We start from the raw sequence: 14393 nt of genomic DNA, 5'->3' as shown, positions 1-14393 counted from the left end.
GTGCGCGGGCAACCTCTCCCTGTCCGTCAAATAGCCCGCCGAATCATGGCCTTAGCGTAAATCCCGGTGAGCCGCTCGCGGCGGCGCGCGGGCCTGCCGCGTGGTTTCCGATTTCCCGGTACGCATGCATGCTTGCGTCTTCCGCCGGGCACGCCGCCGCGCGCGCCGCGGCATGCCCTTCCCCGCGCTCGGATTCCCATGACAGACTTCGATCTGACCCTGCACAACGGCCGCATCGTGACGGCCGACGCCGACTTCATCGGCGATATCGGCATCGTGGACGGCGTCATCGCCGCGATATCGACATCGTTGCCAGCAGGCCGCCGCGCCATCGACGCAAGCGGCAGGCTGGTCATGCCTGGCGGCATCGACAGCCACTGCCACGTAGAACAGCTTTCCAGCATGGGCGTGCTGTGCGCCGACGATTGGCACAGCGCCTCCATCTCCGCGGCCCATGGCGGCAACACCACCATCGTGCCGTTCGCCGCGCAGCATCGCGGCCAATCGTTGCGCCAGGTGGCGGATGCCTATGCCGCCTCGGCCGCCGAAAAATCGGTGATCGATTACAGCTACCACCTGATCATCTCCGACCCCACACCCGAAACGCTGAACCGCGACCTGCCCGAGCTGATCCGCGCGGGCATCACGTCGTTCAAGGTCTTCATGACCTACGACAAGCTCAAGCTGGATGACAAACAGCTGCTGGACGTGTTCGCCATCGCGGCGCGCGAAGGCGCGCTGCCGATGGTCCACGCCGAAAACAACGACGTCATCAGCTGGATCACGCGCCACCTGCTCGCGGCCGGACACACGGCGCCCAAGTACCACGCCGTCAGTCATGACCCCATCGCGGAAACCGAAGCGACACAACGCGCCATCAAGCTGGCTGCAGTACTGGAAGTGCCGGTCTTGATCGTGCACGTGTCGACCCAGGGCGGCGCGCAGGCGATCCATGCGGCGCAAACGCTGGGCGCGCCCGTGTATGGCGAAACCTGCCCCCATTACCTGCTGCTGACCGCCGAAGACATCGACATCCCCGGCGTCGAAGGCGCCAAGTTCTGCTGCAGCCCGCCACCGCGCGACCCGGTATCGCAGCAAGCGCTGTGGCAGAGCCTGGACAGCGGCACGCTGGCGCTGTTGTCTTCCGACCATGCGCCGTACCGCTATGACGAATCCGGCAAGCTGCCCGCCGGCGACGCCACCACGTTCAAGCAGATCGCCAACGGCCTGCCGGGGCTGGAAGTGCGCATGCCACTGCTGTTTTCGGAAGGCGTGCGCAGCGGCCGGCTCAGCCTGCAGCAGTTCGTGGCGCTCACCTCGACCAACCATGCCCGCATGTACGGCCTGTATCCGCGCAAAGGCACGCTGTCGGTCGGCGCCGACGCCGACATCGCGATCTGGGACCCCGAGAAGACCGTGACGGTGAGCGCCGCCGGCCTGCACGACGCCGTGGGCTACACGCCGTACGAAGGCCGCCAGGTCACCGGATGGCCCGTCACGGTAATCAGCCGCGGCGCCGTCATCATCGACGAAGGCCAGCTGAATGCCGAGCGCGGCCGCGGCCAGTTCATCGCCCGCGGCCTGCCGGCCCCGCTGCAGAAAACGCGCGAGGTCAGTCCGCGCGCGGCCCTGCTGCGCAAGATTTTTCCGACCGTGATCGAGCCGTAGACCACGGCGCATGGCACGCAATCCACAACGACAAGCAATACCTGGAGATCTACATCGTGAGTAACGCAACTCCCGCCCGCAAGATGGGCCTGGCGGTCGCCCAGATGGGCGCAGTCAACCTTGCCGATTCCCGCGCGGCGGTAGTCCGCCGTCTGGTCGAAATGATGCGCGAAGCCGCCGCCCGCAAGGCGGAGTTCGTCGTCTTCCCCGAACTGGCGCTGACCACGTTCTTCCCGCGCTACTGGATGGACGACGCCGAGGCCGTCGAGCGGTACTTCGAGAAGAGCATGCCCAACGCCGACGTGCAGCCGCTGTTCGACACCGCGCGCGAGCTCGGCATTGGCTTTTATCTCGGCTACGCCGAGCTGACGCCCGAAGGCCGCCAGTTCAACACCGCCATCCTGGTGGACCGCAGCGCCCGGATCATCGGCAAGTACCGCAAGATCCACCTGCCGGGCCACTCCGACCACAAGATCGGCGCGCCGTTCCAACACCTGGAAAAGAAGTTCTTTGAAGTCGGCGACCTGGGCTTCGGCGTCTGGGAAACCAACGACGTCAAGATCGGCATGTGCCTGTGCAACGACCGCCGCTGGCCCGAAACCTATCGCGTCATGTCGCTGCAAAGCGCCGAGCTGATCGTACTGGGCTACAACACGCCATCGCTGAACATCCACTGGAACGAACCCGCGCACCTGCGCACCACCACGCATGAGATCGTGCTGCAGGCCAGCGCCTACCAGAACGCGGTCTGGGTCGGCGCCGCCGGCAAGTGCGGCCATGAAGACGGCCATCACATGATAGGCAGCTCCATGATCGTGGCGCCGTCCGGCGAAATCGTCGCGCGTTCCAGCGGCGAAGAAGATGAAGTGATCACGGCAAACATCGATCTGGCGATGGGCCAGACCTTCCGCGACCACGTCTTCAACTTCGCCAAGCATCGCAGCCCGCATCACTACCGGCTGATCATCGAACGCACGGGCGCCGGCGATCCGCTGCCGGTGCCGGAAGTGGTCTAAGCCCGGTTGACGATGGCCTGCGTCATCGCAGGCAGTTCTTTTTTGACGATCTGGGAAAACTGGGCCAGAAACGCCTTGGCGATGGACGGCGGAGGTTCGATCCGGGAATGGGAAATGTGCACCGAGAGCGCGATCGCGGGTTCGATCCGGCGCACCACGATGCCCTGCATCAGCGCGTCCGTCAGTCCATACGAATCCACCAGGGCGATGCCGACGCCCTGGCGCACGAAGGAGCACGCGGTCTGCGAAGAACGCACCTCGATGGCCGGCGTGAATCCCTGGCCCAGCGGATCCAGATAGTCGTGCAAGGTCTCGCCCAACGGCGTGTCGCGGCCATAGCCCACCAGCATTTCGCCCGCCAGCATCGCCGGCTCGATGACGCTTTCGCGTGCCAGCCGGTGGCCTGCCGGCAGCACGCAGACGATCTCGCCCTGCGCCAGTTCACTGGTAATCAGGTTGGGATGCCCGGGCTTGAACGTGGAAATGGCGATATCCGCATGTCCCAGCAGCACCTGGGGCAGCAGCGCGTCCATGCCCAGCGGCCGGTAGCGGATGCGCACGCCCGGATTGCGCGCGCAGAATTTCGCGGTAGCGGCAGGGATCAGCCATTCGCCGAAGCTGGGGCTGGACACCACGCTGACCAGTCCCGCGCCATGGCCCGCCATGCCGGCGGCCATGTCGTTCAGGCGGCTGACCCCGGCCTGAATCGATTCAACCTCCTGGAAGAGCTTGCGCGCCTCCTTGGTGGGATGCAGGCGCCCCTTGAACCGCTCGAACAAGGCGTAGCCCAGACGCAGCTCTATCGATGCCAGCACCCGGCTGATGGCGGGCTGCGTCACGTGCAGCAGCCGGCCCGCCGCGCTGAGCGAACCCGTGATCATGATGGCGTGGAATACCTCGATCTGCCGCAGGTTCAACGGCCCGGACCGGACCTTTCCAGGTAACTCCGACATGCTGCTTTATTTCCTCCAGACCTGAACCACGCGCGCACCGCGCCTTACCGCCTCTTTCGCAGGGATTCTACTCAATCGTGTCCAACGCCCGCATCACCCTCGTAAACCCGAACTGCCTGGTCAAGGTCACGGAAGCCATCGCACGCGCGACGGCGCCGTTCCAGGGCCTGCCGCTGGATTTCCGCTTCCTGACATCGACCGGCGGCCCCGCCGGCATCCAGACCCAGGCAGAGGCCGACGCCAGCATCGCGCCGATGGCGCAACTGTTCCGGCAGGAGGCCGCCGCCACCGACGCCTTCATCGTGGCCTGCTTCAGCGATCCCGGCCTGCACGGATTGCGGGACCTGGTCCCGGTCCCCGTGCTGGGCATCGGCGAGTGTTCCGTGCTGACGGCCATGAGCATGGCTACGCGCATCGGCGTGATCGCCATCGCCAGCGCCGCCGTTGCGCGGCACCTGCGCTACTTCCGCGCCATGGGCGTCGCCGACCGCATCTGCGGCGAACTGGCGCTGGACATGAAAGTCAGCGACCTGGCGGATCCGGAAAGCGCCTTCGAGCGCATGACGGCGGTGGGCCGGACGCTGCGCGACGACCACGGCGCCGACGTGCTGATCATGGGATGCGCCGGCATGGCCGACCTGCGCGACAGATTGGAAGAGGCTTGCGGCCTGCCCGTGGTGGAACCCACGCAGGCCGCCGTCGCCATGGCGGCAGGGCGGCTTTTCAGCCGCGCCTGAGTTTCCTAGGCCGCCATCTGGACGTAGTGCCCCGCGGCCACCTGCACCAGTTCGCAGACCTGCGGGTTGTCGCCGACCTTGCGGATCGGGCTGGGAATATCGCGCGCGGTGCTTGCCGCGCGCAGGTGGCGGCGGGCGGGATCGGGAATCGGCACCGCCGACAGCAACCGTTGCGTGTACGGGTGCCGGGGACGATGCAGCACTTCCTGCGTCGGACCGATCTCCACGATCTGTCCCAGATACATCACCGCCACGCGGTGGCTGACTTTCTCCACCACCGCCATATCGTGCGAGATGAACAGGTAGGACAGGTCCATCTCCGCCTGCAGTTCCTTCATCAACTCGATCACGCGCGCCTGCACCGACACGTCCAGCGCCGACACCGGCTCATCGGCCACGATGACCTTCGGGCTCACGCTCAAGGCGCGCGCAATGCACAGGCGCTGGCGCTGGCCGCCCGAGAACTGGTGCGCGTAGCGGTCGAGGAATTCCCGCGGCAGGTTGACCCGTTCCAGCAGCTGAGCGGCACGCTCGCGGCGCTGCTCGCGGCTGAGCCCGCCGTGCACCTTGAGGGGTTCGCTGACCAGGTCCCAGGCATGCAGACGCGGGTTCAGGGAGGCATATGGATCCTGGAAGATCATCTGGATATGCCGCCGCATCTCGCGCATCTGGTCCGGTTTCATGTGAGTCACGTCCTGGCCGGCCAGCCGGATCGCCCCTTCGCTGGGCTGTACCAGCTTCATCAGCAGGCGGCCGGTGGTCGATTTTCCGGAGCCGGATTCGCCCACCAGTGCCAGCGTCTCGCCGGCCCGCAGCGCAAACGACACGCCTTCCACCGCGTGCACGTTCGCCACCACCTTGCCAAACGCCCCCGCCTTCACCGGGAAACGCTTCGCCAGGCCCGCGACCTCCAGCACAACCGGGCGTCCCTGCAGCGCGGCTTCGCCGGGCGAGCCGTCGCCCAGCTTGGGCACGGACGCCAACAGGTCACGGGTGTAGGGCTGGCCCGGCGCGCCGAACAGCGCGGCGGTCTCGTTTTCCTCGATCTTGTCGCCGTGCCGCATGACCACCACGCGGTCGGCGATCTCCGCCACCACGCCCATGTCGTGGGTGATGAATAGCACCGCCATGCCCACCTCGCGCTGCAGGTCGCGGATCAGGTCGATGATCTCGGCCTGCACCGTCACGTCCAGCGCAGTCGTCGGCTCGTCCGCGATCAGCAGCTGCGGCCGGCAGGCCAGCGCCATGGCGATCATCACGCGCTGGCGCATGCCGCCGGACAGGTCGCCCGGATACTGAGTCATGCGGCGCTCGGGTTCGGACATCTTGACCGCGGCCAGCATGGCTTCGGCCTGCTTCCAGGCCTGCGCGCGCGAGATGTCCTGATGCAGCAGATACACCTCGGCCAGTTGATCGCCCACCGTCATCACCGGGTTCAATGACGTCATGGGCTCCTGGAACACCATCGATATCTCATTGCCGCGTACCCGCCGCAAGGCCGACTCTTCCAGTTTGAACAGGTCGACTTCGCGTCCGTCGCGTGGCACGAAGCGGGCCGCCCCCGCCGCGATGCGGCCGCCGGCGCGCTCGATGAGGCGCAGGATGGACAGCGCCGTGACCGATTTTCCGGAACCGGACTCTCCCACCAGGGCCACGGTCTCGCCTCGGCCTATGGTGAAGTCCAGCGATTTCACGGCGCGGTAGGGCTGGCCGCGAGGACCGAACTCCACGCTCAGGCCTTCGACCGCCAGTAGTGTCTCGCTCATCCAGGCTCTCCGTTAAGCGCGGCTGGGGAAAACGCGCGGCGACATATCGTCGATGCTGCGGCCGGCATAGTCACGCTGCGCCACGGTCGCGATCGTCTGCGCCTGGGCGCGCTCCACCTGCTGCATCGCGTTTTCGATATCGATGGTCAAGAGCTCGCCATTGCGCACCAGCTGTTCGCCGTCGACATAGACATCGCGTATGGCCCGGTCCCCGGCCGAGTAGATCAGGCTGCGCAGCGGCTCGCGGCACGGGCGCATGTATGGATGCGACAGGTCGACCAGGGAAAAGTCTGCCTTGGCGCCCACGGCCAGCCGGCCGATATCGTCGCGCCCCAGCATCCTGGCGCCATTGACCGTGGCGGCATTGAAGACTTCTTGCGTGGACGCTGCGCGGAAGTTTCCCGCCTGCAGCCGCGCCACATAGCAGGCCAGCCGCATTTCATCCAGCATGTTGTGCGGGAAGGTATCGGTGCCGATGCCCACGTTGATGCCGGCGCGCAGGTAGCGGCCCAGGAAACTCAGCGCAATGCCGCGTCGCACGAACACGGTCGGACAATGCGCCACGTGGGCGCCGGAACGCTGCAACAGGCCGAAGTCGTCGGCATGGGGCCAATAGAGCGTGCGGTGATCGTTCAGGAAAATGCCATGTCCGATGATCAGGTCGCTGTTCAGCAGGCCCTGGTCGTCCAGCCATTCGATGGGCGTGCGGCCATGCCGGCGCGTCATCTCTGAAAATTCCACCACGCTCTGCGCGGCGTGTATCTGCATCGGCACGCCCAGGCGGCGGGCGGCTTGCTGCGCCTGCTTCAGCAGGCCGGGCGAGCAGGTATCGACTTGCGAGGGGCACAGCATGGCGCTCAGGCGTCCGCTGGGATGATTGATGGCGCTGTCCGCCACGGCCAGCGCCGCCTCGAACGATTTTTCCGCCCCGTCCTCGTCCCAGGTGTATTCGACCGAATGGCCGTCCGTGGTGCGCCATGCGGCGGACCGGAACATGGGTCCCAGTACGCCGCGGATGCCGGTGGCCGCCACCACGTCGGCCCAGCCCGGACGCGGCAGGGACATGTCGACGAAGGTTGTCACTCCGCTCAGCAACATCTCCGACACCGCCACCTGATTGGCATATGGCGCAGTCTCTATGCCCATGCGGAACACAGGCATGTATTCGTACAGCGAGCTTTGGCCCAGCTTATCGCTGCCCAGTTCTTCCAGCAGGCCGCGGTTTCCAGGCTCGGAGGAGGGATGGGTGTGGACGTTGACCAGCCCCGGCATCGCCATCAGGCCGCTGCCGGACACCACCTCATCGGCCGGACCCGCGTAGCCGGAGCCTGCGTGGATGATGGTGTTGCCGCGCATCACCAGATCGGCGTTTTCGATATAGACGTGCGAGCCCAGTTCGGCGTCCCACGCCACCAGCGTGGACAGGTTCTTGAAATGAGTGATACGGGATTGATTGCTTGCGCTCACGGAAGGCTCTCAGCGACGTGATGAATGATGAAACGGCGGCGCGGACCGGCCGCGCCGCCATCGCGCTTACTTGAAGGCGATGTCCAGGCCCTTGTAGGCCGCCGCGCCGAAGATGCCGTGCGCCTGCATCGGCTTCATGCGCGGTCCGCCCACCAGGTAGAGCGAGTCGTGGTACAGCGGAATCCAGGCGACCCCGTCCGAAATCTTGGTCAACGCCTTGGACAGGATCGCGTCGCCCTCCTTCGGGTCCAGCGCCTGGCCGCCTTCCTCCAGCCACTTGTCGGTATCGGCATCCTTCCAGTTCATGCGGTTCGGCGTCGGGATGCTGGCCGACAGGAAATAGCTGTTGAGGGCCTCGCCCGTGCTCATGTAGCCAAAGCTCATGCTGAACTCGTCGAACTCCTGCGTGGCCAGCTTGCCCCAGGCCGAGGTCGAGTCGAACAGCTGCACGCGCAGGTCCACGCCGACTTTCTTCATGTCGCCCTGCACGGCTTCCATGATGTCCTTCCAGTAGCCCGTGATCCCGTAATGCAGCAGCGAGAGCTTCTGGCCGTCCTTGTAGCGGTAGCCGTCGGACTGCATTTTCCAGCCGGCCTCGTCCAGCAGCTTTTTGGCGGCGGCCGGGTCATAGCGGTAGGCCTCGTTCTTGCCCGCCGGTGTCTTGGTGGCCAGCATGCTGGTGGCGGGCGCCGCCTCGCCGAAGGTGATGGCCTCGGTCAAGGCCTGGCGGTTGACGGACAGGTTGATCGCGCGGCGCACGTTCACGTCCGCCAGCATGGGCTTGTCGATCTTGAAACCCAGGAAGAAGGTCCAGTAGAACGGGTCAGCCTTGCTCACGAAGAGACGCTTGTCGGCCTTGAGGTCCTTGATCGACCACTGCGGCAGGTAGCGCGACAGGTCCGCCTGGCCGCTTTGCAGCGCCGTCAGGCGGGTGCTTTCCTCCGGCACAATCTTCCAGACGATCCGGTCGACCTTGGGCGTGGGATCCTTGTAGATCGTTGGCCCCCAGTCGTATCCGGCATGCCTGGTCAGCACGACCTCGTTGCGCGGCGTCCAGCTCTGGAAGCAATAGGGGCCGGTGCCGTCGAAGGCCTTCACGCCATAGTCCTGGCCCAGGGCCTTGACCTGATCGATATTGATGACGGAATGCATGTAGTGCGCCATCTGCTGCAGCAGCTCGTTGTAGGGCTTCTTCAGCTTGTAGACCACGGTGTAGTCGTCGGGCGCCGTGATGCTGTCCACCGGACCCGCGCGCCAGCGCTCCAATCCCTTGGTTTCCGGATTCAGCCAGCGCTCGTAGCTCGCCACCACGTCCTTGGCCGTCATCTTCTTGCCGCTGCAGAACGTCACGTTGTCGCGCAGGCTGAAGGTGTAGGTCAGGCCGTCGGACGATACGGTCCAGCTCTTGGCCAACGCCGGCACCGGCGTCTTCATGTCGTAGTCCAGGCCCACCATCGTGTCGGCAGCCATGAACAGCACCTCGGCAGCGCCGCGCGCGGTGGTGCGGTGCGGGTCGTATTTGTCGGTATCCAGCTCGCGCAGGATCAGGACAGTCTTGTCGGACTGCGCCAGCGCGGGCGTCTGCACGGACAACAGAAAGGTCAACGCCAGCGGCGCGAGGGCCAGGCCCTTGGTGATCGTCATGGTTGTGGTTTCCCCGAAGTTGGTCTGATGTGTGGTCAAGCGCGCCGCGGTTCAGAACCGCAGCTTGGGATCGAGCGCATCGCGCAGGCTGTCGCCCAGCAGGTTGAAGGCCAGCACGATGAAGAAGATCGTCATCGTCGGAATGGTGGAGATATGCGGGAACACCTGCAGGAACTTGCGTCCGTCGGCGGCCATGCTGCCCAGTTCGGCGAAAGGCGGCTGCGGCCCCAGGCCCAGGAACGACAGCACCGATCCCAGCAGGATGGTGTGGCCTAGCTGCAAGGTGGCGTAGATCATCAGCATCGACGAACAATTCGGCAGCAGATAGCGCGTGATCAGGTAGAAGTTGCCGAAGCCCATCGCGTGGCCGGCTTCCATGTATTCCTGTTTCATCACCACCATGGCCGAACCGCGGGCGATTCGCGCCATGCCAGGGATGGCGGATATGCCCAGGGCAAGCACCATGCTCAGCGTTCCAGGCCCCATCAGCGCCGACAGGCTGAGCCCGAACAGGATCGCGGGAAACGACAGCAGCACGTCCACCACGCGCATGATCACGCCTTCCAGCGGACGGTAATAGGCCGCCAGGATGCCGAGCGCCGCGCCGATTCCCGACCCGCCGATGACCGCCAGTACGCTCAGCATCAACGTGGCGCGTATGCCGTAGATGATGCGCGACAGGATGTCCCGGCCCTGCACGTCGGTGCCCAGCAGATAGGCCACGCCCTCGGGCGAGGTCCAGCCCGGCGCCTTGCGGGCGATGGACATGTTGGTGGAATAGGGGTCGTGCGGCGCCAGCCAGGGCGCGAACACCGCCGTCAGCACAATCGCGATCACCGCCAGCAGCGACAGCAGCAGGATGGGGTCGCGTCGCAAGCGCGATGCGAGGCGCGCCAGCGGCGCGGCCATGGCCTGAGGCGGCACGCCGCCCAACGAAGAAGTCGCGCCTGCGCTCATGATTTTTGTCCTCGCGGATCCAGGTAGCCGTAGAGCAGATCCACGATCAGGTTGATGACGATGAAGCCCAGCGCCGTCACCAGGATCGCGCCCTGGGCCAACGGGAAATCGCCGGCAAAGATCGCGCCCACGGCCATGCGGCCGACGCCCGGCCAGGAATAGATCTGTTCGGTCACGACAGCGCCGCCCAGCAGGTTGCCGACTTGCAGGCCCACCAGCGTGACGATGGGCAGGAGCGCGTTGCGCAGCGCGTGGCGCAGCACCACGCGGCGCTCGCCGGCGCCTTTGGCCCGGGCCGTGCGCACGTAGTCGCCGCTGAGCGTTTCGATCACGGCGGTGCGAGTGATGCGCGCCACCGGTCCGATCAGCACCGAACCCAGGGTCAAGGCGGGCAGGGCGATGGACTGCAGCCCGGCCAGCGTCCACAAGGGGCCATTGCGGCCGATATAGGGCAACAGGCCCGCGCCCCCCACGTGCTGCACCAGCAGCAATCCGACCCAGAACACCGGCAGCGACACGCCGACGACCGACAGCGTCATCACGAACCGGTCGATGAGCTTGCCGCGCCGGTAGGCGGCCAGCGTGCCCAGCAGGATGGCCAGCGGGACCGACCAGACCACGCTGGCCAGCATCAGCTCCGCCGTCGCGCCTATCGTGGCGCCGATCTCGTCGATCACCGGCACGTTGGAAATCATCGACCGCCCCAGGTCCAGATGCAGCAGGCGCCACATGTACATGGACAATTGGTAGGCCATCGGCTTGTCCAGGCCCAGTTCCTGGCGTACCTGCGCCAGCTCTTCCGTGGTTGCCGTAGGCCCGGCGATGACGGCGGCGGGATCGGCCGGCGCCACTTGCAGGAGGACGAAGCACACCACCACCACGCCCAGCAGGACGGGCAGAGAGATGGTGAGGCGGTTGAGCAGTTGCCGGATCATGCGACGCGCGCTCCGGCGGCGGAAATTTGCCCGCGGACAGCCCGGGCCAGCACGGGCCGTCCTGTGGCGGGATGAACTGAACTCGACATGAAACGACCTCTCTTTGCGCGCCCAGGCGCTAACGGTGGTCGAAGCATGCCAGCGGGATTTGCCCCCGTGGACCCAGGGAAATCCACTATGCAGGGATTTTGCGGCGGCTCGGTAAGTTCCAATCAAATCATTGATTCAAAAGGAATTTATGGAACAGAAAAAGCAAGGGGCGCAGGCATGCGATAACGGGGTGTTATGACGCCTGCGCAAAGATTGATAGCCAGCGGCGAGGCCCGCCGCCGCCCTTGCGGCGCGCCACCGACGCGGCGCTGCTAGACTGCCCCTGCTCCCTACGACAGACCGCCCCGCCGCAGGCACCTAATCATGCGCTTCATCGACACCGAACAAACCCGCGACGCCCTGTCCTTCGACGCCGTCATTCCCGCCCTGCGGGAGGCCTTCCGCGGCAGCGCCACCGTGCCGCCGCGGCATGTCCACGCCATCCAGTCGGGCAATGCGCACGGCACCTCGCTGATCATGCCCGCCTGGAGCGACCGCGGCTATTTCGGCGTGAAGATCATCAACATCTTCCCCGAGAACACCCACCAGGGCCTGCCCGGCCTGCACGCCACCTACAACCTGTACAGCGCCACCACCGGCGTCCCGATAGCCCAGGTGGACGGCGACATCGTCACCGTGTACCGCACGGCGGGCGCGGCCGCGCTGGGCGCGGACTATCTGGCGCGCGCCGACGCCAGCACGCTGCTCATCGTGGGCTCCGGCCGCATCGCCGGCCTGGTGGCGCAGGCCATGCGCACGGTGCGCCCGATCCAGCGCGTGCTGGTGTGGAACGTGCGTGCGGCCGGCGCCGAGAAACTGGCCCGCGAGTTGCGCGCGCAGGGCTTCGATGCGGCAGCCGCCGCCGACCTGGAAAGCGCCGCGCGCCAGGCCGACATCATCAGCTGCGCCACCCTGTCCACCGTGCCGCTGATTCACGGCGCCTGGCTGCGCCCCGGCGTGCACCTGGACCTGATCGGCAGCTTCAAGCCCGAAATGCGCGAAACCGACGCGGCCTGCTTCGACGGCACCTCGGTCTACGTGGACACCAGCGAGGCGCCCACCAAGTCCGGCGACCTGCTGGCCGCCTTCGAAGCCGGCGCGCTCAAGCGCGAGGATATCCGCGGCGACCTGCACCAACTGGCCGCCGGTGAACTGCCGGGCCGCCGCGACGATCAGGAAATCACCGTGTTCAAGGCCGTGGGCAGCGCGCTGGAGGACCTGACGCTGGCGACGCTGGTGTACGAATCGGTCAGCGGCGAACGCGCCTGAGCCCGCAGCGCCCGCGCCGCTATTCGAAGCCGCGCGGGCCCAGCGCCTGGACCATGTAGTCGATGAAGGATTTGATGCGCGAAGAGATCGCGGTGTTGCGGTAGTACACCGCGTTGATCGGCTGGCGCACGTCCTGCGTCTGCTTCACCAGCAGCTGCTGCAAGGCGCCGCTGGCGCGGTCGCCACGCGTCATGAAATCGGACAGGCAGACGACGCCGCCGTCGTTCAGGGCCAGTTGCCGCAAGGTTTCGCCGCTGAACGCGCGCACGTGCGGCTTGATGTGCAGGGCCTGGCCGTCGGCCTCCAGCAAGGGCCATTCGTTCAGCGCTTCCAGCTGGCTGAAGCCCAGCAAAATGTGCGAAGCCAGATCGGCCACGCGCCTGGGCGTGCCATGCACGCCCAGATAACCGGGACTGGCCAGCACGCGCACGCGGCTGTGGCCCAGCGGCACCGCATGCAACGATGAATCCTTCAGGCGTCCGATGCGGATGGCCAGGTCGGTGCGGCGCTCCAGCAGGTCGATGTTGCCCTCGTTGCTGTTGAGCTCCAGTTCCACCTGCGGATAGCGCTTGCGATAGCCCGGCACCAGCGGCGCGATCACGTGCAGCATGAAGGGCGAGGCCGCATCCACCCGCAAGCGACCGGCCGGCTGGTTGCGGCGCAGGCTCATCAGCTCCTCGCTTTCCTCCACCGCGGCCACGATCTTGCGCGCCTGCTCCAGGTAGGCCCGGCCTTCCTCGGTCAGCTCCAGCCGCCGCGTGGTGCGGCGCATCAGCGTGGTCTGCAGCTTCTCTTCCAGCCGGCTCATGGTCCGGCTGGCGGCGGAAACGGTCTGTCCAAGCACGTCTGCGGCAGCGGTGATGGAACCGCTGTCCACAATGGCGATAAAGACCTGCATTTCATCGAGGGTCGTCTTCATTCTTGCATTTATATCAAAAGTCTTTCGTGAATACCGGACTTTTTCCGCAAGTATCCGCCAGGCACACTGCAGGCATTCCCGGGCATCTGCGCCCGGATCCGCGAACCCATCAGGAGTTACCCATGAGCATTCCCGCCTTCGGCGTCGGCACCTTCCGCCTGCAGGGCCAGGCCGTCATCGATTCCGTGCGCAACGCGCTGGATCTTGGCTACCGCGCCATCGACACCGCGCAAATCTACGAAAACGAAGCCGAAGTCGGCCAGGCCATCGCCGAATCCGGCGTGCCGCGCGAAGCGCTGTTCGTCACGACCAAGATCTGGGTTCCCAACTACGCCCGCGACAAGCTCATCCCCAGCCTGAAGGACAGCCTGGCCAAGCTGCGCAGCGACTACGCGGACCTGACCCTGATCCATTGGCCCGCGCCCGGCAACGGCGTCGCCATCGACGAATTCATGACCGCGCTGGCCGAGGCCAAGACGCAAGGCCTGACCCGCCAGATCGGCATCTCCAACTTCCCCATCGCCGAAACCCGTGCCGCCATCGCCGCGGTGGGCCGCGAGCAGATCGCCACCAACCAGATCGAACTCAGCCCCTACCTGCAGAACCGCAAGCTCGCCGCCTTCCTGCAGGAACAGGACATTCCGGTCACGTCGTACATGACGCTGGCCTATGGCAAGGTGCTGAAGGATCCGGTCATCGGCCTGATCGCCCAGCGGCATGACGCGACACCCGCGCAGGTCGCGCTGGCCTGGGCGCTGCAACTGGGCTATGCCGTCATTCCATCGTCGACCAAGCGCGAGAACCTGGCCAGCAACCTGCTCGCCCAGGACCTGCGGCTGACGGACGAGGACATGGCGCGGATCGCGGCGCTGGAGCGCAATGGGCGCGAAGTCAGTCCCGAGGGCCTGGCGGCGCAGTGGGATTAGGCCGTACATAGTGAAAACGCACCATTGCAAATTCACGGATTAGTAC

General features: G+C 65.9%; 12 protein-coding genes. 5 read left to right on the top strand and 7 right to left on the bottom strand.

Going from position 1 to position 14393, the window contains the following annotated elements; genetic code table 11:
- Positions 1 to 198 precede the first annotated feature (198 nt).
- Positions 199 to 1668, top strand: coding sequence for a dihydropyrimidinase (hydA, locus tag IAG39_RS01350; protein WP_118932311.1), 1470 nt, complete (start codon positions 199 to 201; stop codon positions 1666 to 1668).
- A gap of 83 nt (positions 1669 to 1751) precedes the next feature.
- Positions 1752 to 2684, top strand: coding sequence for an N-carbamoyl-D-amino-acid hydrolase (locus IAG39_RS01345; RefSeq protein WP_187523969.1), 933 nt, complete (start codon positions 1752 to 1754; stop codon positions 2682 to 2684).
- Here the strand turns inward: IAG39_RS01345 and IAG39_RS01340 are convergent.
- The gene (locus IAG39_RS01340; protein WP_118932310.1) at positions 2681 to 3637 is read right to left on the bottom strand and encodes a LysR family transcriptional regulator; all 957 of its coding nucleotides are present in this window, start codon (positions 3635 to 3637) and stop codon (positions 2681 to 2683) included. The two genes, IAG39_RS01345 and IAG39_RS01340, sit on opposite strands and share 4 nt — an antisense overlap.
- A gap of 77 nt (positions 3638 to 3714) precedes the next feature.
- Here IAG39_RS01340 and IAG39_RS01335 point away from each other — a divergent pair, with 77 nt between their 5' ends.
- Entirely contained in the window at positions 3715 to 4374 is a 660-nt protein-coding gene (locus IAG39_RS01335; RefSeq protein WP_118932309.1) for an aspartate/glutamate racemase family protein, read from the top strand.
- Positions 4375 to 4379: 5 nt separating this feature from the next.
- On the opposite strand, the gene IAG39_RS01330 is transcribed toward IAG39_RS01335, so the two are convergent.
- The 5 genes from IAG39_RS01330 to IAG39_RS01310 form a co-directional block, all read right to left on the bottom strand.
- Positions 4380 to 6140: an ABC transporter ATP-binding protein gene (locus tag IAG39_RS01330; RefSeq protein WP_118932308.1), complete on the bottom strand. Its 1761-nt coding sequence runs from the start codon at positions 6138 to 6140 to the stop codon at positions 4380 to 4382.
- Positions 6141 to 6152: 12 nt separating this feature from the next.
- Entirely contained in the window at positions 6153 to 7607 is a 1455-nt protein-coding gene (locus tag IAG39_RS01325) for an amidohydrolase family protein (RefSeq protein ID WP_118932307.1), read from the bottom strand.
- Positions 7608 to 7673: 66 nt separating this feature from the next.
- Positions 7674 to 9251 (bottom strand): ABC transporter substrate-binding protein, encoded by a 1578-nt coding sequence (locus IAG39_RS01320; protein WP_118932306.1) that lies wholly within the window; start codon positions 9249 to 9251, stop codon positions 7674 to 7676.
- A gap of 51 nt (positions 9252 to 9302) precedes the next feature.
- Positions 9303 to 10208, bottom strand: a complete 906-nt coding sequence (locus tag IAG39_RS01315) for an ABC transporter permease (RefSeq protein ID WP_059376989.1) — start codon at positions 10206 to 10208, stop codon at positions 9303 to 9305.
- Entirely contained in the window at positions 10205 to 11143 is a 939-nt protein-coding gene (locus IAG39_RS01310; protein ID WP_059376986.1) for an ABC transporter permease, read from the bottom strand. The genes IAG39_RS01315 and IAG39_RS01310 overlap by 4 nt, the downstream gene beginning before the upstream one ends.
- A 414-nt stretch (positions 11144 to 11557) precedes the next feature.
- On the opposite strand from IAG39_RS01310, the gene IAG39_RS01305 reads away from it, so the two are divergent.
- Positions 11558 to 12502, top strand: a complete 945-nt coding sequence (locus IAG39_RS01305; RefSeq protein ID WP_118932304.1) for an ornithine cyclodeaminase family protein — start codon at positions 11558 to 11560, stop codon at positions 12500 to 12502.
- A gap of 19 nt (positions 12503 to 12521) precedes the next feature.
- Here the strand turns inward: IAG39_RS01305 and IAG39_RS01300 are convergent, their stop codons facing one another.
- Positions 12522 to 13421 carry a LysR substrate-binding domain-containing protein gene (locus IAG39_RS01300; RefSeq protein ID WP_059376982.1) on the bottom strand — a complete coding sequence of 300 codons (900 nt, stop codon included), beginning with the start codon at positions 13419 to 13421 and terminating at the stop codon, positions 12522 to 12524.
- A gap of 122 nt (positions 13422 to 13543) precedes the next feature.
- Here IAG39_RS01300 and dkgB point away from each other — a divergent pair, with 122 nt between their 5' ends.
- Positions 13544 to 14347 (top strand): 2,5-didehydrogluconate reductase DkgB, encoded by an 804-nt coding sequence (gene dkgB, locus IAG39_RS01295; RefSeq protein ID WP_118932303.1) that lies wholly within the window; start codon positions 13544 to 13546, stop codon positions 14345 to 14347.
- Positions 14348 to 14393 lie beyond the last annotated feature (46 nt).

It is taken from the genome of Achromobacter xylosoxidans, assembly GCF_014490035.1.
In the GTDB taxonomy this organism is placed as follows: Bacteria; Pseudomonadota; Gammaproteobacteria; order Burkholderiales; family Burkholderiaceae_B; genus Achromobacter; species Achromobacter bronchisepticus_A.
The sequence above is the reverse complement of the archived record's forward strand: the minus strand, read 5'-3'. Positions and strand labels throughout refer to the sequence as shown.

Bases quoted from the DNA above. Each gene is read 5' to 3' on its own strand.
- IAG39_RS01300 (WP_059376982.1), bottom strand. From the start codon at position 13,421: ATGAAGACGACCCTCGATGAAATGCAGGTCTTTATCGCCATTGTGGAC.
- IAG39_RS01315 (WP_059376989.1), bottom strand. From the start codon at position 10,208: ATGAGCGCAGGCGCGACTTCTTCGTTGGGCGGCGTGCCGCCTCAGGCC.
- IAG39_RS01330 (WP_118932308.1), bottom strand. From the start codon at position 6,140: ATGAGCGAGACACTACTGGCGGTCGAAGGCCTGAGCGTGGAGTTCGGT.
- IAG39_RS01305 (WP_118932304.1), top strand. From the start codon at position 11,558: ATGCGCTTCATCGACACCGAACAAACCCGCGACGCCCTGTCCTTCGAC.
- dkgB (WP_118932303.1), top strand. From the start codon at position 13,544: ATGAGCATTCCCGCCTTCGGCGTCGGCACCTTCCGCCTGCAGGGCCAG.
- hydA (WP_118932311.1), top strand. From the start codon at position 199: ATGACAGACTTCGATCTGACCCTGCACAACGGCCGCATCGTGACGGCC.
- IAG39_RS01340 (WP_118932310.1), bottom strand. From the start codon at position 3,637: ATGTCGGAGTTACCTGGAAAGGTCCGGTCCGGGCCGTTGAACCTGCGG.
- IAG39_RS01345 (WP_187523969.1), top strand. From the start codon at position 1,752: ATGGGCCTGGCGGTCGCCCAGATGGGCGCAGTCAACCTTGCCGATTCC.
- IAG39_RS01320 (WP_118932306.1), bottom strand. From the start codon at position 9,251: ATGACGATCACCAAGGGCCTGGCCCTCGCGCCGCTGGCGTTGACCTTT.
- IAG39_RS01310 (WP_059376986.1), bottom strand. From the start codon at position 11,143: ATGATCCGGCAACTGCTCAACCGCCTCACCATCTCTCTGCCCGTCCTG.